At 44.7% G+C, this 19699-nt stretch carries 20 protein-coding genes; 11 read left to right on the top strand and 9 right to left on the bottom strand.

What is annotated here, in order from left to right; all coding sequences use genetic code 11:
* Nucleotides 1–242 precede the first annotated feature (242 nt).
* Nucleotides 243–1073: a MaoC/PaaZ C-terminal domain-containing protein gene (locus SO_RS02660; RefSeq protein WP_011070899.1), complete on the bottom strand. Its 831-nt coding sequence runs from the start codon at nt 1071–1073 to the stop codon at nt 243–245.
* 394 nt (nt 1074–1467) lie between these two features.
* Between SO_RS02660 and SO_RS02655 the strand changes: the two genes are divergently transcribed.
* Nucleotides 1468–2250, top strand: a complete 783-nt coding sequence (locus tag SO_RS02655) for a methyltransferase domain-containing protein (RefSeq protein ID WP_011070898.1) — start codon at nt 1468–1470, stop codon at nt 2248–2250.
* A gap of 144 nt (nt 2251–2394) precedes the next feature.
* Here the strand turns inward: SO_RS02655 and SO_RS02650 are convergent, their stop codons facing one another.
* On the bottom strand, nt 2395–3291 hold the full coding sequence (locus SO_RS02650) for a TraB/GumN family protein (protein ID WP_011070897.1): 897 nt from the start codon (nt 3289–3291) through the stop codon (nt 2395–2397).
* A gap of 48 nt (nt 3292–3339) precedes the next feature.
* Here SO_RS02650 and SO_RS02645 point away from each other — a divergent pair, with 48 nt between their 5' ends.
* Both SO_RS02645 and SO_RS02640 read left to right on the top strand, forming a co-directional pair.
* The gene (locus SO_RS02645; RefSeq protein WP_011070896.1) at nt 3340–3648 is read left to right on the top strand and encodes a hypothetical protein; all 309 of its coding nucleotides are present in this window, start codon (nt 3340–3342) and stop codon (nt 3646–3648) included.
* Between the two features lie 139 nt (nt 3649–3787).
* Nucleotides 3788–5542: a GGDEF domain-containing protein gene (locus SO_RS02640; protein WP_011070895.1), complete on the top strand. Its 1755-nt coding sequence runs from the start codon at nt 3788–3790 to the stop codon at nt 5540–5542.
* Nucleotides 5543–5550: 8 nt separating this feature from the next.
* Here SO_RS02640 and SO_RS02635 read toward each other — a convergent pair whose 3' ends face one another.
* Nucleotides 5551–6075, bottom strand: a complete 525-nt coding sequence (locus SO_RS02635; RefSeq protein WP_011070894.1) for a DUF3016 domain-containing protein — start codon at nt 6073–6075, stop codon at nt 5551–5553.
* A gap of 268 nt (nt 6076–6343) precedes the next feature.
* On the opposite strand from SO_RS02635, the gene SO_RS02630 reads away from it, so the two are divergent.
* A complete protein-coding gene (locus tag SO_RS02630) occupies nt 6344–6652 on the top strand; it encodes a periplasmic protein (protein ID WP_011070893.1) in 309 nt (102 codons plus the stop codon).
* A gap of 151 nt (nt 6653–6803) precedes the next feature.
* The gene (locus SO_RS02625) at nt 6804–7118 is read left to right on the top strand and encodes a hypothetical protein (protein ID WP_011070892.1); all 315 of its coding nucleotides are present in this window, start codon (nt 6804–6806) and stop codon (nt 7116–7118) included.
* Between the two features lie 6 nt (nt 7119–7124).
* Here SO_RS02625 and SO_RS02620 read toward each other — a convergent pair whose 3' ends face one another.
* On the bottom strand, nt 7125–7634 hold the full coding sequence (locus tag SO_RS02620) for a DUF4240 domain-containing protein (RefSeq protein ID WP_011070891.1): 510 nt from the start codon (nt 7632–7634) through the stop codon (nt 7125–7127).
* A 125-nt stretch (nt 7635–7759) separates the two neighbouring features.
* On the opposite strand from SO_RS02620, the gene SO_RS02615 reads away from it, so the two are divergent.
* The 4 genes from SO_RS02615 (at nt 7760) to SO_RS02600 (ending at nt 10419) form a co-directional block, all read left to right on the top strand.
* The gene (locus tag SO_RS02615) at nt 7760–8143 is read left to right on the top strand and encodes a hypothetical protein (protein WP_011070890.1); all 384 of its coding nucleotides are present in this window, start codon (nt 7760–7762) and stop codon (nt 8141–8143) included.
* A 73-nt stretch (nt 8144–8216) separates the two neighbouring features.
* Complete coding sequence (locus tag SO_RS02610) at nt 8217–9014, top strand: response regulator (protein WP_011070889.1); 798 nt, start codon at nt 8217–8219, stop codon at nt 9012–9014.
* A 146-nt stretch (nt 9015–9160) separates the two neighbouring features.
* Nucleotides 9161–9433 (top strand): HU family DNA-binding protein, encoded by a 273-nt coding sequence (locus tag SO_RS02605; protein WP_011070888.1) that lies wholly within the window; start codon nt 9161–9163, stop codon nt 9431–9433.
* A 293-nt stretch (nt 9434–9726) separates the two neighbouring features.
* Nucleotides 9727–10419, top strand: a complete 693-nt coding sequence (locus SO_RS02600) for a TorF family putative porin (protein ID WP_011070887.1) — start codon at nt 9727–9729, stop codon at nt 10417–10419.
* 46 nt (nt 10420–10465) lie between these two features.
* Here the strand turns inward: SO_RS02600 and rimK are convergent, their stop codons facing one another.
* From rimK to SO_RS02580, 4 genes are all read right to left on the bottom strand, one after another.
* Nucleotides 10466–11371, bottom strand: coding sequence for a 30S ribosomal protein S6--L-glutamate ligase (gene rimK, locus SO_RS02595; protein WP_011070886.1), 906 nt, complete (start codon nt 11369–11371; stop codon nt 10466–10468).
* A gap of 151 nt (nt 11372–11522) precedes the next feature.
* On the bottom strand, nt 11523–13244 hold the full coding sequence (locus tag SO_RS02590; RefSeq protein ID WP_011070885.1) for a putative bifunctional diguanylate cyclase/phosphodiesterase: 1722 nt from the start codon (nt 13242–13244) through the stop codon (nt 11523–11525).
* Between the two features lie 9 nt (nt 13245–13253).
* A complete protein-coding gene (locus SO_RS02585) occupies nt 13254–13688 on the bottom strand; it encodes a response regulator (RefSeq protein ID WP_011070884.1) in 435 nt (144 codons plus the stop codon).
* Nucleotides 13685–15838 carry a CHASE domain-containing sensor histidine kinase gene (locus SO_RS02580; RefSeq protein ID WP_011070883.1) on the bottom strand — a complete coding sequence of 718 codons (2154 nt, stop codon included), beginning with the start codon at nt 15836–15838 and terminating at the stop codon, nt 13685–13687. The genes SO_RS02585 and SO_RS02580 overlap by 4 nt, the downstream gene beginning before the upstream one ends.
* 311 nt (nt 15839–16149) lie before the next feature.
* Between SO_RS02580 and SO_RS22950 the strand changes: the two genes are divergently transcribed.
* Complete coding sequence (locus SO_RS22950) at nt 16150–16326, top strand: PA3496 family putative envelope integrity protein (RefSeq protein ID WP_011070882.1); 177 nt, start codon at nt 16150–16152, stop codon at nt 16324–16326.
* Between the two features lie 516 nt (nt 16327–16842).
* Nucleotides 16843–18198: a flavohemoglobin expression-modulating QEGLA motif protein gene (locus tag SO_RS02575; protein WP_011070881.1), complete on the top strand. Its 1356-nt coding sequence runs from the start codon at nt 16843–16845 to the stop codon at nt 18196–18198.
* A 43-nt stretch (nt 18199–18241) separates the two neighbouring features.
* Here the strand turns inward: SO_RS02575 and SO_RS02570 are convergent, their stop codons facing one another.
* A complete protein-coding gene (locus tag SO_RS02570) occupies nt 18242–19684 on the bottom strand; it encodes an MBL fold metallo-hydrolase RNA specificity domain-containing protein (RefSeq protein WP_011070880.1) in 1443 nt (480 codons plus the stop codon).
* Nucleotides 19685–19699 lie beyond the last annotated feature (15 nt).

Genomic DNA, 19699 nt, shown 5'->3' with positions numbered 1-19699 from the left:
GTCAAATAAATCGGTCAAGGGCATCTTCTAAAAAGAATACAGATTCCTTAAAGAGAAACAGCATTGCCCTTTTGCTTTTTAAACGCTTTCAACAAACTTTAGGCAAATGTGGCTTAACTAATCGACAAGATAAACTTCAATAGTTTGATATTTTTTCGCACAGGACACTGCAAATCTTAAAGCTAAATCTAAAGCCCACAAACAATAACGGCGCCTTAGGCGCCGTTATTTGTCATCAAAGTTTAAAGCTGCACTTCACCGCTAAGATGCGGTCTGCGACCTTTGCTGTCTCTAAGCTCAAACACCCATTTATCTTCGGTTTTTTCATAACCGAATCCCACTTCTGCAGGCATTAGCAGCGGCAACTTAAAGGCCACATCAACCACAAATGGGCGCTCACCAATTTCTGGCATTAATTCTGCTAAGCAGCGCGCTTTGGACCACATGCCATGGGCAAGCACACGGTCAAAGCCGAAGCGTTTCGACAACATAGGATGCAAGTGGATCAGGTTATAGTCACCAGATGCTTTAGCATAACGACGGCCTAAATCCTCTCCCAATTCCCAAGATTGCGGTGAATCCCACGCCATATCGAGCGCTTTAGGGGGACGCACACGGCGCCCTGCGGTTTCGATACGATACAAATAAGTTGAGAGCGACTCCCACACTAGCTCTTCACCCACAAAGGCTTTAGAAACAAATTCAAACTCTAAACCTGAGTCAGTTTCACGGCTGGTGGTTAACGCACATTCGAGGGCAAACACTTCATCCACCGCCGCAGGACGATAGACTTGAATCCGGTTCTTTAAATGGATCATTCCAAGCAGTGGGAAAGTAATACCATCGTGGGTAAAAATCACCGCATGTAAGCGAAACGCCATCACATACAGGTAAGTTGGCGGTAACAATTTACCGTCGAAATCAAAGCCACAGACTTGAGCGTATTGGCTGATCTTTGCCTCGGACACTCTCACATTGGGCGCTGTCACTTTAATATATGGCAGAGGCTGCTGATCCCAACCAGGTTTACGACCAAAGAAAATCTTGCGATAAAGAGAAAACAGCGACGGCATCGCGTTCAATTCAACACAATATGCATTATTCAAGTCTGAGTACCTTTTAATTAACTATCCCTATGCACGGATAACCAGAAATACCCCGTACAGATGTATAACATCTTGAAAATCAAAAAATCACGAGTGTAAAACAGGCAAAACTGTGTCTTAAAAGGGCTGATGCTGACTCTCCGAATGGACAACTAAAGAGTCAGGTTTATTGAAAACGGGGGGATTATACCTCAGTGAATTGAGTTCTGGATATCCCCATGTAATGCAGGCTCTATGACATCCTTAAAAATCAATATCTTAAAAAATCATCGGCGGCGACTATGATGGCTTACACGCGAAAAGTGCAAAAAGATGACGCCTGTGCCACACTATTGCCCCCAGTCTTTAACTTAGTTAGCCCGTGCAAGATAAAAATTTCGATAAACTCGCGCAAAAATTTGCGAAGAACATTTATGGCACCCCTAAAGGTGAAATCCGTGCCGCCGTGCTCTGGCGCGATCTCGCTCCCGCATTGGCACAGTTTGGCGATAAAAAGCTACGGATTTTAGATGCTGGCGGCGGTTTTGGTTACTTCAGCCAAAAGCTAGCACGTCTTGGTCATGAGGTCGTACTCTGCGATATTTCTGCCGAGATGCTCGCCCAAGCAAAAGAGCAAATCGATGCCAGCGATACGCCATTGGCAATTCGCTTAGTCCATGCGCCGATCCAAGCCCTATCGATTACTGAGCACGGCATGTTCGATCTCATCCTCTGCCATGCCGTGGTTGAATGGCTAGCCGATGCCAAAACCACGATGGAAGGCTTACTGACAATGCTAAAACCCAATGGGCTGTTTTCGCTGATGTTTTACAATAAAGAAGCGATGCGGTTCCATGCCTTAGTGTCAGGCAATTTCGACTATGTTGCCGCCGATCTCAAAGTGAAGAAGAAAGTGCGACTGACACCTACACATCCTCTGTATATTCATGAGGTTAAGCTATGGTTTGCCCAGTGGCAAATGGCTTTGCTGAAAGAATCAGGTGTACGGGTGATCCACGATTACTTGAAGAAACAGCAAGCGGCGGATTTTGACTATCAAAAACTGCTCAGTATGGAACTCGAATATTCCCAACGCGAACCCTATATTTCACTCGGCCGTTATGTGCATTTTCTGGGGCAAAGTACAGCAACACACTCTGAATAAATTCGTTTTTAGACAAACAATAAAGGACGCTCTAGCGCGTCCTTTAAATTTAAACTCGCCCAGCCAAACTAAAATTAATTAATTGAAATAATTATATTATTAAAATAATCAGCTGGACCTAAATCTTGAAACTAGCCCTTCAATTCAGTCACAGCGCGTCTGCCAACAAGCGGTCACAGTCGCGCCCTGCTGCTTGAGAAGTTGCACCACACTCTTATCGCCAACCACATGGCCTGCACCCACCACCACAAATAAAGGCTCGCTAGCAGTTTCTGACCCCATAAGCTTTATCATGCCCTCTGCCATCACTTTATTACGCTGCCAGAGAATTTTATCCAGCATCAGGGTATTACCATCGCCACCAAGTTGCTCTTGCATCAAGGTATCTAACACGGTTTCATTACCAGAGCGCCACGCATCAACCAGTGAGAGTAATTCAGCATCCGATGCATCAATGGCTTCGCGCACCATAGCCCACTGGATTTGACTGTCGAAGGAAGCGAGCAATTGAAACTGCGACTCGGCCGTCTCTAACTCATAAACAGGTTTCCCCCCGCGGCTAAGCAGCTGCATATCGACACCATAGTCAGTGCTAAAACCTAAACCATTGTAGCGTAATAGATTAAATTGAGCGGCCTGCAACCAAGGTGCAAAGGCTTGAATCGACTGGCATAAACTCGCTTTACCCTCACAATATTGGCTCATTGTCGCCACCGTTTGTTTATCTCTACTTTGCCAATCAAGTCCCTGTGCTGAATTTGCCCCGCCGTATTTTTGCAGTAAGGCACGACTATCGACTTTATTCATATCGATTTCAACGACAAGCCCTTTGGATTTGGTAAACGCCGCTTCGACTTGCGCGGGCATAGGATAAAAATCGGCACGACCAATATGGATAGAGCCCAGCAGATAAGCGGATTTACCCTGCCATTGCACGCGATAAAACGGCGGTTTATCCGAAGGTGCAGCTAAAGTTGTCCCACTTGCAAACAAAGTGACACTTAAGAGTGCCAGTAATAGTCGCCATCGACTTGTTGCCATATCCTTTGCCCCTTATAATTCCTGCAAATTTTGCAATGAGACGCTGTTATGCCACAGACAAAGGTTATAGAGCAACTGAAAGAAAATCTTCAAATCGCCTATCGCCAAGCCATCGATGCTGACGCTAAGTTAGATGAATTGAAAAAAGCTGGCCATGGGAAATTCACTCATATCTTCACCGCCGAGCAAGGATTTGTGGTTTCAAGCAATCGCTTTTTGCCCTATGTGCAAGAACTGGTGGATGACCTAACTAAGCTGCAGCAACACACTCGCCTTGATCCGGTGGCACTCGAAACCTTAGTGCGCCAACTGGCGACGCTGCTGCAAACACTGCACGCCTTTAAAAAGCAGAGCTAATTCAATAAACGCTGAAATATCATTTAGTTCAGCGTTTCCCCTTATTTTCCGCAGGGCAAATTTTTAGCCAATAAAATTGTCATCATTTTGTCATTTCTAAGTCATAGACTCCGCAAACATTGTCGTGGGGGCTGAAGTAATGACGAGTTTAGATCTGGCAAAAGAGCTTGATAAGATAATCATAAAGGGGGCAATCAGCCCGCTTTTTCAGCCCATTTTCAATATATTGGAACATAAGATCCACGGGTTTGAGGCACTCAGTCGTGGGCCAGAACATAGCCCGCTCTATTCACCGGTTCCTTTATTTAAAACCGCTGAACATCACGGCAAGCTGAGTGAACTTGAAACCCTGTGCCGCCGTATTTCACTGGAACAATTTAAGCTACGCCAGTTTCAAGGGCGATTGTTTATCAATATTTCCCCTAAAGCCCTGCTCGATCCGACCCATCCTAAAGGAATGACACTGCAGCTGTTACAACAGCTCGGCATTTCTCCCTCACAGGTGGTAATTGAGTTATCGGAGCAATATCCAGCCGATGATATTGATTTACTCAAGTCTTGCCTGAATCACTATCGTAGCCAAGGGTTTATGACAGCCATTGATGACTTGGGTGCTGGTTATTCGGGTTTAAGGCTTTGGTCAGAGTTATCCCCTGACTATGTAAAAATCGACCGGCACTTTATCCATCAAATCGATTCAACCCCAGTAAAACAAGAATTTGTCCGCTCGATTGTCGAACTGTGTCAAAGCCTTACCTGTAAAGTGATTGCCGAAGGGATTGAAACCCAAGAAGAACTTGCCGTACTTAAACAACTAGGAATCGTTTATTGCCAAGGTTATTTGCTTGGTCGCCCCGAGGCACAACCGAGTCGCGCCATGAAAGCGACCTTAGTCCCTAACAATACTCAAATTCAGCCCAGATACAGTGAATCCGCCGAAAGCCTCTGTACCAGCGCCATCACGGTTGTCCCCACACTCAAACTTAAACACTTAAGCGATACTTTTAGCTCCCAGCCAGCCTTACAGGCCGTGGTTGTGGTGCAAGACCAGCTCCCATTAGGGATCATTAGCCGAGCGACTCTGCTCGAACTCTTCAGTACTCCCTATGGTCGGGCGCTACATGAAAATCATGCGGTGAGTGAAGTGATGGATCCCCAAGTGCTGCAGATTGAAGCTAACGAGCCACTCTCCATTGTGAGCCAATTATTAACATCAGAAAGTGCCAATACGGTCGCTCAGCAATTTATCATCCTTCGCAGGGGGAAATTACTCGGGATTGGCCACACTAAGGATTTGTTACAGCGGATCACCGAGCACAGGATCAAAATGGCAAGGCATGCCAATCCCTTAACCGATTTACCTGGTAATGTACCGATCCAAGAAGAACTTAAGCGTCTCAGAACCCAGCAAAAACCCTTCTATTTGGCCTATTTTGACCTGTGTCACTTTAAACCCTACAACGATATCTATGGTTTCTGCCGTGGTGACGAAGTGATCTGCGAAGTCGCGGATCTGTTAGTGAAATACAAAACCGACAATTGTTTTATCGGCCATGTGGGTGGCGATGACTTTGTCGTGATCAGTACCTGTGAGCGACTCATTGATCGTTGCCAACATATATTGACAGAGTTTGAAGCCAATAAACCGCTCTTCTATAGTGCAGAGCATTGGCAAGCCCAAGAAATGCTCGCAGACGACAGGCAAGGACAAGCTTGTTATCACAAATTGATCAGCCTAAGTGTCGGCGTGCTCACTCCAGCACATACCTTCAACTGTAATGAGCATAGTTTGTCTACCTTAAGTGCAAGGGCAAAAAAACAGGCAAAATCCGCGAGTAACGGATTTTACCTGTTAGAAGAGAGGGACATCAGTCCCCAAGCATTGAGTGCTTAGATTCGCTTTTATAGCTTAGGCGCGACAGTCTTTTTCAACCAATCGCTCAGCATTTTTGTTTCGTACATAAATGGCTTTTCATTTACGGATTGAATGCCTGACATAAAGCCCATGTCAGCGAGTTTTTCATCCCCAGCAATAATCACTTTATCATTTTCAAGCACTTGATAACTAAAACTCATACGTGGTGGATAAAGATCTTTTACCACCCGTAAATCATCAGCTGTTGCCCCAAATGTTGGACGCATATCACCCGCTAGGTCGACATCAGTGACCATCATTTCCAACTTTTGGTTTGGTTTTAATACTTTTGCTGCTTCTTTATTAATATTCGTGGTTAAGGTATCGAATAAACGTTGTTCATAACGGGACTGAATTTCGCCCGAGGATTTAATATCACGGAAATCTTTTGGATTTTGCCAAACAATCTTCACCACCCCGTCTTCAGTCACAGGGTCGGTTTTCGCCTCGTCGGCGGCCCACACTGCACTGCAACTCAACACACTGGCGAGTAATAGGAACTGGACTTTCATATTTGCCTCCTCGGCCTAATTGTTTCTGCGTTATACCGTACAAAATCTAACCTGAACTCAAGCTTAATACAAATAACCCATAAACAGCATATAATTAGCAAACTCTTGTATAGATTAGTAAATATAATAAAAAATTTCAGGCGTACTCGTATCTTTTTGTATCCAATACTCTATTTGGGATAAAGTTATTATTTTGTGACTTTTTAACGCGCATATTACGTTGAAAAGTATTATCCTTCGCACACACCTTTATGACCACGAAGCAAAAATGAAATTCCCCGTTGTACCTGTATTTGTGTTAATCCTGCTTTCTTGCTTTGCCAGCGCGATTTGGTGCATCTCTTCAGGGGAGAAAGACACGCGCCCAGAAACCTGGTCATCCTTTATTTATACCCATGGTTATGACTCTGGTAAGTATAAGAAAACAGATAATTTTGATAGCTATGAAGCCTGTCGAGACTTTGCCAAAGAGCAATCGTCTTTCTACGATAACGTGCCTTGGGAATGTGGGCTAAAATGTGGTTTCGACTCCCGTAAACAGGGATTTCAATGCCAAGAGATGCGTAACGAGCAATAACTCTGCGGTTCAGCAAATGTTCAAGATTTCTCCGGTATGCTTAATTTCTAAGCAATACCTTTGGTTTTGTTTGTCATGGATGCACGATTTAAAGCCAAACGAGGATTTAAAGACCTACCAAGTTACGGTAATTTAAATTTGGAGTTTATCTATGAACCTAAAAACTGCACATATACCCCATACTGCAATGACGAAATTCGCCTTATTAACATTGCTCACCTTAGGCACAGTCATCAGCGTCCCCAGCCATGCTGCGACACCCACAGCAGAACAGCAACGCGTGGTAAAATCACACTTTGATAAGCTTGCCCAGTCACACCAAGTTGCAGAGCAACGTCTGACGGAGCAACTCGATCAAGAGTTTACCCGCCAATTAGCGCAAGAAGAGCATCAACTTATGCGCCAAACTTGCCCCAAATACGGCATGACATTCGATATTAGCAGGAATGCTTGTTTGCGCTCTTAGTGCAGATTAAAACGGAAAACGTGCACTAAGCTCAGGATATTGATTTCTTAAGTCTTTGGGTTTAGTGCTAAATTTTTTCCCAACAGGGGTCGCTTTACCAGAGGGCATAAAAGGTAGCTCTTTACCCGTTCTATCTTCGTACAATTGTCCTGCGATAAGATCGTAATCTTCAATAAAAGGATAGGCATAGCCATCTTTTTCTGGCCACGCAGTTAACTGCGCTAACGTGTCAGGGTTAGCAATCACTGCCTCGTAACGTGCTTGCCCTAGTGAAATAAGAAAAGCGCGAAATTCAGCAAAGGCATAATCAGAATCACAGCCTGTAATGATATAAGCCGCGCCCCACACAGACCATAAATAGCTGCGGCGCATCTGTTGGCCAAAGAGTTTATCGAAGGCTTTTAACTCTTCATCAGTCAGTTTGCTCAACTTTTGCTTTAATGCCTCAGCCAAAGACTCCTGGGATTGCGCGGGTTCACTGCGGGTCACTAAGCCCCAAAATTCTACTTCTGTCATCACTTAACCTAATATTGAATGCCCAAGCAAAGGCGTATTCTACATGATAATACGGTTATGCTGGACTCAGTTCGGGGCTTTTCCTACACTTGCTCCACTTCATATTAGCCAACAACCCCAACTCTATGCCGAAACGCCTTATCCTATTGATAGCCCTTTATACACTGTTTGCCATTGTCGCCCTGTTACGCGCAGTCGCAACGGCCTCCTTCGATTTGTTCACCTTAGGTGTGTTACCCGTGCTGGTTGGCATACTGACCCAAGCGCCTTGGTCAAGCTTAGTGCTCAAAATTTACCTTGGATTACAAACCTTAGGCCTATCTGCACTGGGTATTACCGCCATTATTGCCTACCAGATTACACCCCAAGACGTTAAAGTGGTGATCGAAGGCCATAACATTCCCATGTTACCGCTGGTGTTATCCATCATTGCCCTGCTATTAGTGCAGTATTGGATCGCGTTTTCACGGGTAACCCATGATTATTTAACCGCAAAAATAAAAGCTTGAGTGTATTGATTGCGAAGACGTTATTTCTCGCCTAAGTTAACACCTTTCTAAAAAGACCATATAGCTTGTGACTATGACTCATTTATCGCCTAGCGAATTATCGATGCTTATTGTTGAACCATCGGAAACCCAGCGCCGAATTATCATCAAATGCTTACAGCAAGAAGGCATTGTTAGCATCGAACATGCTGCCAATATTGCAGAAGCCAAGGGGCTCATTGCTCGACACAAACCGGATCTCATCGCCAGCGCAATGCACTTTGAGGATGGTACCGCGACGGAATTTTTAAGCTACCTACGCAGTAAAAGCGAGTATAAAGATATTCAATTTATGCTGGTCTCGAGTGAATGTCGCCGCGAGCAATTGGAGAGTTTCCGTCAATCGGGGGTGGTTGCTATCCTGCCAAAACCCTTTAATGCCGAGCATTTAGGCAAAGCGCTCAATGCAACTATCGATTTACTCAGTCACGATGAGCTCGACTTAAGCCACTTCGATGTGCACGATGTACGAGTACTTGTGGTTGATGACAGCCGCATGGCACGCAATGTGATCAAACGAACGATTGGTAATTTGGGGATAAAACTAATTACCGAAGCTGAAGATGGTGCGCAAGCCATTGAGTTAATGCGTCATAATATGTTTGATTTAATTATCACCGATTACAATATGCCCAGCGTTGATGGACTGGCATTAACGCAATTTATCCGTAGTGAAAGCCAGCAATCACATGTGCCAATTTTAATGGTCTCGTCTGAGGCTAACGATGCACATTTAAGCAATGTATCTCAAGCTGGGGTGAATGCCCTATGCGACAAGCCCTTCGAACCCAAATTGGTTAAGCAACTCTTATATCAACTGCTCGAAGAATAAAACCTAAGTCACGAATAGAACAAATACCCTTTAATTTTGTTACTTAGATGATACAAGCCCACAGCAAAGGGCTTTCCAACGCCTTAACCTTGTGGCATGTTAGGCTCGCCGACTTAATCAATCTACGGAAAGAAGAGACAATAAAAATGAACAAAACAGAACTTATCGCCAAAATTGCAGAAAATGCCGATATCACCAAAGCTCAAGCAACTCGTGCATTGAAATCTTTCGAAGCGGCGATTACTGAATCAATGAAGAACGGTGACAAAATCTCTATCGTCGGATTTGGCTCTTTTGAAACAACGACTCGTGCAGCGCGTACAGGCCGTAACCCGCAAACGGGTAAAGAAATTCAAATTGCTGAAGCGACGGTTCCTAAGTTTAAAGCAGGTAAAACCCTGCGTGACAGTGTGAACTAATTCAGCTCAACACTTTTGTAATGAAAACGCCTCCTATGTGAGGCGTTTTTTTTAGCTAAACCCTACAGTTGCCAGAACGTTTTTTGCACAGCCGCAGTGCGCCACCTGCTCCATTCCTGAGCATTTTAAAAACATTATACTAACAATTATTTTGTAATATACTGTTTTTATTGCAATTAAAATAATGGCATGTGATTAGCAAATCCCTTATCAGAAAAAACCATGATGCACCAATGCCGCTGTATTTAAGTGGCATGAGTGAATCGATAAATAAGTCAATCGAGGGGATGAGTATGAGAAAATCACTGTACAGTGTTTTGGCATTATCAACGGGATTATTACTAACCAATAACGCCTTTGCGGCGGTGTCTGGCAATATTGGCGGCACCTCAAACTATCTATGGCGCGGGGTAACTCAAACCAATGATGCGGTCGCTATCCAAGGCGGTATTGACTACAGTCATGACTCAGGATTCTATGCGGGCACATGGGCATCAAATGTCGATTTTGGCAATGACACAAGCTACGAGTTAGACCTCTATGCAGGTTACGGTGGCAGTATCACCGACGATCTCAGCTATGATTTTGGCTACCTCTATTATGCTTATCCCGATGCTGAAGGCAGTATCGATTTTGGTGAACTCCACGGTACCATCACTTGGAAGTGGGTCGAACTCAGTTATTCCCACGTGATCAATGCGGGTGAAGACGTCGCGGCAGAACCATTCGATAACAAAGATATGAGTTACCTTGCAGCCACAGCTTCTTTCCCTTTAACCGAAAAACTTAGCCTGTCATTCCACTATGGCTACTCCACGGGCGATGTGGTTGAAGCTTGGTTTGCGGAAGATAACTACGCCGATTACAACGTGACACTCAGTGCCGATACCAGCATGGGAACCATCTCTTTTATGGTGTCTGATACCGATCTGAGCGATGACGATGCAAAAATCGCTTTAGGCTATTCCTATAGTTTTGATTTATAAAAGAAAGCACTAAGAAACACGCCGCATTAATCGCGGCGTGTTTTGGTTAAGCAATCACAGGACGATTCGATTTTTGGGCTAATACCATTTTCTCAATATATTCCACGATAGGTTCAGTCACCGAAATACCCGTAGTTTGCTCAATACCTTCAATTCCGGGGGCCGAGTTCACTTCAAGGATCAGCGGACCACGATTCGAACGTAAAATGTCGACCCCAGCGACCACTAATCCCATTGCTTTTACTGCGGCGACGGCCATCTTGCGCTCTTTAGGAGTGATTTTCACTTTTTCACCGCAGCCACCTAAGTGCAGATTAGACCGAAAATCGCCCTCAGGACCTTGTCGCTTCATCGAGGCGACCACTTTATCGCCCACCACAAAACAGCGAATATCACTGCCGTTAGATTCCTTAATATACTCCTGCAGCATAATATTGGCTTTGAGTCCTAAAAAGGCTTCAATAACGCTCTCTGCAGCGGTTTTAGTTTCGGCTAACACCACACCAATCCCCTGTGTGCCTTCGAGCAACTTGATCACTAAAGGGGCCCCACCCACCATATTAATCAGATCGGGAATATCATTAGGTTTATTGGCAAATCCAGTGATAGGCATACCAATGCCTTTGCGCGAAAGTAATTGCAGCGCCCGTAACTTATCCCGTGAGCGCGCAATCGAGATAGAGTCATTGGCTGCAAATACGCCCATCATTTCAAACTGACGCACCACTGCGCAGCCATAAAAAGTCACACTGGCGTGAATGCGTGGAATAATCGCATCAAATCCCGTTAATTCTTGCCCTTGATAGTGGATGCTAGGTTTGATGGAGTTAATATTCATGTAGCAATTCAAGGTATTAATCACCACGGCCTCATGACCACGACTCTCGCAGGCGGCCACTAAACGGCGGGTGGAATACAATTCAGGAAACTGAGATAAAATACCGATTTTCATTACTAAATGACCAAGTTAAACACAGTAAATTGATTCTCTGAGCACATTGCATCAGAAAGGGGCGCAGATAGTTGTCTATTGCTCAGTGTAAAGCAAGAAAATATTCCTCACCAGACGAAAACCCAAGCCTAAGCCAAACGTAAGATAACCTTCACAATTTAGAAAGTAACGGCGTGATGTATTTTGCCTCAAACTCACTTGCCTCTAAGGGGCGAGAAAAGAGGTAGCCCTGCAATAGATTACAATGTCTTACCGTGCAAAACTCTGCTTGTTCAAGAGTTTCAATCCCTTCGGCAACGGAGGTAACGTTAAAACCATAGGCAAAGTTCAGCAGTGCACTGAGCAAACGAGTGTCCTTTTCATCCTTATCGTAGGAAGCGATAAAGCTTTTATCGATTTTTAGCACACTGATAGGAAACAATTTAATGTGTTCAAGAGATGAAAATCCCGTACCAAAATCATCCAAGGCGAATCGCACTCCAAGTTGGGCTATTTTATCGAGGATCTTCGCATGCTCGTGGGGCTCTTCAATTAAACAGTTTTCGGTAATTTCTAACTCTAGCGCGCCTGGTGTTAGCCCTGTCACTTTTAGAACATGGGCAATTTTCTCATATAAGTCGACATGACCAATTTGAGATGCTGATAAATTCACCGCAATGGTGAAACTATGTCCAGTTGGCGCTAATTGATTAAGCCAATACTGGGCCTGACGACAGGTTTCGAACAAGACCCAATCACCAATCTCTTCCATCAGCCCTATTTCTTCAGCAATGGGCAGAAATTGGTCTGGTGAAATCAAGCCATCCTCTGGATGCAACCAACGGATCAGTGCCTCCATCCCCACCATTTGATGTGTTTGAGCATCAACTTGTACTTGATAATAAACCTTAAACTGATTCAGCCTTAAGGCTATTCTCAAACTAGATTCAATATGATTGCGATAGCGCACCTCTTTATCTAGCGCCTCGGAGTAAAACTGGATCTGGTTACGTCCCATTTTTTTAGCACGATACATCGCAATATCGGCACATTTCATTAACTCGGAGCTATCTGAGGCCGCTTCATTATAAAAAGCCACTCCGATGCTAGCGCCGATCATCACATCGTTATCGCCAAGACAAAACACTTCTTCAAAAGCTTTAAGTAGACGGTTAGCCACTATCATGGGGAAATATTTGTAGTCATTGTCAGTCACTAACACCACAAATTCATCCCCGCCTAAACGAGCAATCACATCCCCATCCCGCAACACTGTGCTCAATCTCGATGCGACCTTCACTAACAAAATATCACCAGTCTGGTGACCAAGAGTATCATTAATTGCTTTAAAATCATCCAGATCGAGCAAGATCACTGCTAACAAATCATTACTGCGTTTTACCCTGGCGATTGCCCGATTTAAGCACAGCTCAAAACCATATCGATTCATTAATTTGGTGAGAGAATCGTGTTCAGCTAGCTCTTTCAGTTTTTCATGACTATTCCTCAAGGCAAGCGCCATAGAAGCTCGCTGTTTAGCGTAACGAATTGAACGACTGAGAATTCTTGAGTTAACTTCATCCTTAAGTAAAAAATCCTGTGCGCCTAATTCGATACAACGCTGTGCAAGTTTTTCATCTTCATAACGGCTCAGCATCACCACAACCGTTTGTTCCTGAGTCATCGAATTAAGTTTGATCAGCACCTCTAAGCCGTTGGCATCTGGCAATAGGTAGTCGAGTAAAATCCCATCAAAATGACGCTGTAAGGCAAGATTTAAGCCATCAAAAGCACAATTCGCCTCAACCACATTAAAGGCGAGCTTGGATTGTCGCAGCGCCCGAATAATAGCTGTTCTATCGACTTCATCATCATCGATCAGTAGTAAATCCATATACACACCCTATACACTTGGCAATTCAACGATGCGCCAGTAGCCTTCCAACATATTAAAAATATTATGGAAACCATATTTGATATCCGTTTTCACCATATAGCCAGCGACATGATGGCTGTAGGCTTTCATTCGATCTTCATCAGTACAGGAAGTGGTCAGCATAAACACCACTGAAGAGGACAAAATGGGATCGGAACGAATATGCTCAAGAAATTCAAAACCGTTCATTCTCGGCATATTGAGATCAAGCAAGATCAAATAAGCGCCTTTTATGGCGTCCGTATTGGTGAGAATTGTTAGCGCTTCCAGCCCATCCCGCGCGCGCACCAAAGGGTTTAGCAGCCGCAATCGCTTCATCGCCCTCTGTACAGCTATATAATCCACGTCGTCGTCATCAACCAACAGAATGGTAACGGGTTTATAGTGATTACTATTGCTCATATCCCCTCCTTGTTGACTATGTGAATAGGCCAGCTAAACCTAAAACAACAACCTCGGCCCACTGATTCGAGTTGAATTTTGCCGCCAAGACTATCAACCGTCTTTTTAACAAGCGATAGCCCTAACCCACTTCCTTCCACCTCATCTCGTGGTCTTAGCGTTTGAAACATTTCGAACACTTTTAGCTGAAACTCACTGGAAATGCCGGGACCGTCATCAACAACACTAAACCAGTAATAGGTATTTTTAGTTTCACATAACACCTTTAGCACGCCAAAACCTCTATCATGGTGTTTAATCGCATTGCTGATTAAATTCCGAACCACCAGCTCTAGTAAGGTTTTAACGGTTTTAAAATGCGGAAAATCACCTTCGAGTACTAATTCAAATCCTTGCGGTGGAGCCACCAAAGCAAACATATCTTCAACAAGTTGTCGGCTGTCGACTTCAACCATTTCATTATCAACTCGCCCAATACGGGAAAATGTCAGCAAACCGTCGAGTAATCGCACCATTCTCTGAATACGGTTTTGAATGAGTCCTAAGTATTTTTGAACGTTTTCATTAGTGTTATCGACAAGATCCTCACTTAACCAAGTGGTTAACTGCTCAATCCCCCTTAGAGGAGACTTCAAATCATGGGAGGCAATATAAGCAAATCTATCTAGCTCTTGATTAATGCGCTCCAACTCAGCCATATGCTCTATACGCTGCGCTTCAATCCGTTTACGTTCAGAGATATTGTTGATCGTCGTTAAAATATAGATCCCATTACTAAAGTGGACAGGCGTTAATCCGACTTCAACCGCTAAAGGTGTGCCATCTTTACAGCAGCCGAGGAGATCATCACGCATCGACATATTCTTCGCGATGGGATGAACCAAATAATGAGAAAGATGTTGTTGATGAATTTCCCTGAGCGTTTCAGGTAACAACATATTAATTGAGCGCCCCAGTAACTCTTCCCTTGTATAACCAAAAAGACGCTCCCCCTGGGTATTGACCAAGGTAATCACTCCAGTTTTATCCACCATAAATAGCGCGCTGGGAGATGCCTCAATGATTAGACGAAAGCGTTTTTCATTGGCAATCAATTCGGCCGTCAACATCGACTCTTGATATCGATTACGAGCCATACTGATAACGGCGTAAAATAAGGCAAGAATAAAGGCACAACCAATCACTTGCAGCCAAACACTCCGCGTTTGTTCAGCTCTCGAAATAAACCGTGATTCGGAAGAAACATCGATTCGCCAAACTTGCCCTTCCATGGTTTCTAATTGCGATTGATAAAAAACATCCTTAGAAGAAGGGAGTTTTGGATCTGAGCTAAACATGAGATGGGTACGATTTGCCTCTGAACCATCATAAATGGCCAGTTTAATACCGGAAAAACGCTTTCCCATAATGCCTTGCATTAGGTCATTCATTCTAAAAAGCGCATAAACAACGCCTATCGCCTGTTGCATGCGTTCTACTTCAGTCATGGGCTGACCACGATATAAAGGGACGTACATTAACACGCCAGCCTGAGTATTCTCGGGCGTTTCCTGCACCAATGTGACTTTGCCTGAGACCTTGGGCAATCCCGAAGTAATGGCTTTTAAAATAGCGGAACGACGAGTCGCTTCGGAGCACATATCAAAACCAAATGCCCGCTGATTTCGCCAGTCAAATGGTTCTAAGTATTTGATGACACAATAAAGCTCTCTATCTCCTATAGGGGTGATACGAAAATCACTAAACCCCTCCTGTTGGACTTGCTGCGTAAACTCATCCAAGGTGGCAGGCGTAACAAGCTCAGCAAAACCTAAGCCTTGAATTCCCGGGTAATAATCAGATAACCGCGCATTAGCGACATAAGTTTGCCATTCACTTCGAGTCACGCCGCGAGAAGATAAAAAGAGCCCCACCCCACCACGTAAAACCTGCTCATAAGCTGTCATTCTGCGGCTAACGGCCTCAGACAACTCCTGAACATTGTTGTTAAATCGTTCTTCGCCCCGTTCCCGAAGATATTCTTGAAGAACAAACCAAGAAATGCCCATAAATGTGAGCGCAGCAACTAACATTAGCCAACTTGAACGAACCACACTGATAAAAAAACTTTTTGGAGGGCCGAAAGATTCGGGAAAACGATCCGTGTCCATATTGGCTTCCCTAGCACAGTTACATTTGTGTTGTCTCACCCAAGTGTTGTTCGATTTTTGGGCAAATTCAAGTTTATCCGACTATTTAAGCAAGAGTTAACTTAAACACAAAAAGAAAGCGTTATGCGCTAAATCACAAAATTCAGCAAAAGCTGAAGTAGCCTCGAGTCCCCTCGTTAATCGGGCGATACCATAGGAGTCGCATATTGCCGCATGGGAAGAAAATTTTGCGTTTATACAAAAAATTTTTTGCTTTTCTGCCACACTCTTTTTAGATAGAAAGGCGTTAGGAACAACATGAGGAATTCGTTATGGCTCATATTACTGAAGTCGTGCCCAACGATACTGAAATTGAGGCGATGACCACCCCCAGAAACAGCAAAGCGGCAGAGGCAATGCAACATAAGCGTGAGATAAAGAAACGCTTGGAAGATTACCTCGAACGCGCCGAATTACGACGTGCATTAGGAGATGACGACTTATTCTAAGCTTACCGTTCCCATAAGGTGTGAAGTCGTTTAAGACTCACCGCAGTTAACTAAAACCTTCACCCAGCTCATTTGGGCTGGGTGAGACAATTGACTGTGATTTTCAAACCTACTTTTACCACTTTTAAACGTCTGAACTTTTATCCGTAATCGTTAAACTCGACTCCATCAGCTTAAGCACTGTGACATTCTATTCATGATAGTGATCTATCACGCTCAAATAGCGCATTGCTGGCATCACTTCCTCCCACAAACTTCATAGAATAACCAAGATAAGCAAAGCAGCATTTAAGTCATTGTAATAAATCAATATTTAACAGTGAGTTACAGTGTAAACCTACACTTTTCTCGCGCCAAATTAACCCGTACACACCAAAATAATTCATTTAATCGATAGCGGAGAAGGGGTTTAATCGGCAATATTACATTGTTAAAGGAAGAAACCTATAAATACAATCGCTTTACGGCTATGATTAAACTAATTTTTATCGCCCAAGTAGCAATAGGATTTCGGGAATGTCAGAGTCGTTAGCCCAATACCAAGAAGATTTACGCCGCTTTTCCGATGAGCTGATCCGCATTCAAACCCCGATTAAGATTTTGGATGCCATCAAATGGCCACGGGAAATGGAAGAGCGTTTTCTTTCCAGTAAAGGCACTGTTCTCCCTGCAATTAAACAAGACTTTTATCAAAACATTGCCTTACCCTTCGATCCGGCAAAAACACAAGCCGAATTACTTTCTCTTAAGAATGATATCCACCGCCGTTTGGGCAAAAAAGACAAGTTGGGTAAGCTGTTAGTCGCCAACGTTGACCAATATCGTCTTGTTGTCGATATGCTGGGTCATAGGGGAACCCCAACTTTTGGTAAACTTAGCCAAGAACTCTATGGCAGCGCTAGCCACAGGTTACACGGTGATCGCCACACCCTGCGGCAACTGGGCGATAGGCTTAGTTATATTTTTTCGCTGCCTGCTGCTCGGCATATGAATAAGCATCACCCTAAAATCATTAGCGCCCCAGAAGCTGTGAATGTGCTCAGCCAGCGACTCGAAAAATACTTCCATAGTGATGATATGCGGGTGCGTTTGAGTGACGGTATTGTATCCGATGCCGCGGTGGGCGGTGATACGGTTAAACTCAACAGCAAAGCGATGTTCAGCGAGTCTGATCTTAATGTGTACGAAGTCCATGAAGGATGGGTGCATGTCGGTACCACCCTGAATGGCCGAGCTCAGCCCCATGCCACTTGGCTCAGTGTTGGTTCTCCCCGCGTAGCAGCAACACAAGAAGGCCTTGCCGTCTTACTCGAAATGCTCACTCTGAGCTCAAACCCTGGCCGAGCCCGCCGCATTAGCGATCGTGTTGCGGCTGTAGATATGGCAGAAAATGGCGCCGATTTTATCGAAGTTTTTAATTATTTTAGAGAGTTAAACCTGAGCGCCAAAGATAGTTATCGAGTAACCCAAAGGGTATTTCGCGGTGGCATGGTCGAAGGCGGCAGCTTTTTTACCAAAGATATTTCTTATGTTCGAGGTTATGTCGAAAATATCAACTTTATCCGCAGTGCTATTACATCGGGCTTACCCGAGCTGATCCCCATGTTGTTTTTAGGCAAACTCGCCATTGAGGATATTCCCGTTCTCTATCAAGCCTGCCAAGAAGGAATACTCACGCCACCTAAGTATTTACCGCCTATGTTCGACAACTTTAGTGGCCTATATGCTTGGTTTGGTTTCGCCTCAGGACTCGCAGGTATTGATTTGAAAGGGGTGCAACGCCACTTCACCCGCTTATTTAAAGATGTGCCCAGTATCGACCCGAGTCTCGAGTTACTAGACGATACTGAATTTGATAATAACTCTGACTAACCCTGCAATTTGCCCACAGCCCCTTTAGGCTGTGGGCGAGCGCTTAAGCCGTCACCCATACCAGTTTGGGTAAAGCGGTTAAATCCAACATGTCGCCACGGGTGGCGATGGCGAGCGCTTTAGGTTTAGTTTTAGGATCTTGATTCATGACCGCCACTAATCCCTGCTGGGCTTCGGGCTCCCCATGAACCAGCACCAAAGGGGGCTGCTCTTCAAAATGGCGATACCAACGTAACAACTCTGCCTGGTCCGCATGGGCAGATAAGCCCCCCACAGTATGCAACTTAGCAGCAACGTTGACGCTATTGCCATGGATAGTAAGCTCCTTGGCACCATCAACTAAGGCGCGGCCGGGCGTGCCGAGTGCTTGGAAACCACAGATAATCACATCACATTCAGATCGCCACAGATTATGTTCGAGGTGGCTGCGAATACGACCGCCGTTACACATGCCGCTACCAGCAATAATAATCAACCCTTTATGCACCTCGTTGAGGGCGATAGATTCTTCCGTGGTTTGAATAAACTCCACATTCGACAGTAATGGGTGTTGCCCCGGATGCTGGCGGGTAAAGCGCTTAAAGTCCTCATCCATTAACGGATAATTATTAACATAGACACGGGTTGCCTCAATCGCCATAGGGCTATCTAGACAGATTTTCCAGCGACCAAGATCCCATTCTTTAGCATATAAATGAAATAGATATAAAAGTTCCTGTGCCCGCCCAACCGAGAAAGCCGGTAGCAAGATATTACCTTGGCTCTCGTTGACTGTCTTAGCAAAAATGTCCTTTAACTCGGCAAGGGTATCGGTCCAACTGCGGTGAAAACGGTTGCCGTAGGTGCTTTCCATTAACACTAAATCCGCCGTATCCACTAAGGTAGGATTTTGCAAAATGGGCATGCCCGCCCGGCCAAGATCACCACTGAAAACGATTTTCTTCTGGGACTTACCTTCGCCTAACCACAGCTCGACTAAGGCAGAGCCTAAAATATGCCCCGCATCTGAGAGGCAAATATCCACATGGGGGATAACCCGAGTTACTTGGCCATATTCCAGCGAAACAAACTGGCTGATGGCCTGTTCGGCATCTTCAACGGTGAAAAGTGGCTCTAGGGGGGCAAGATCATGTTTAGCGCGCTTTTTATTGGTCCTTTCGGTATCGCGCACCTGCAGCATGGCCGCATCTTTCAGCATGATGGCACACAGCTCTGCAGTGGCTTTATGGGTATAGATGGGTCCATCAAAACCCGCTTTGACCAAGAGCGGTAAACGCCCTGAATGGTCGATATGGGCATGGCTTAGCACAACGGCGACAATGGTTTGCGGATCAAAGACGAAAGGTTCGTGATTACGTAATTCATCCGCCTTACCACCTTGGATTAAGCCGCAATCGAGCAACAGGTGCTTCCCCGCCACTGTGACTAAATGACAAGAACCAGTGACTTCCCGAGCTGCACCTAAAAACTGCAATGTCATTTGCATAATCTGCCTCCAGCC

It is taken from the genome of Shewanella oneidensis MR-1, assembly GCF_000146165.2.
Lineage (GTDB): Bacteria > Pseudomonadota > Gammaproteobacteria > Enterobacterales > Shewanellaceae > Shewanella > Shewanella oneidensis.
Note: the sequence above shows the minus strand (reverse complement) of the source record. Positions and strands in the feature narration are given on the sequence as shown.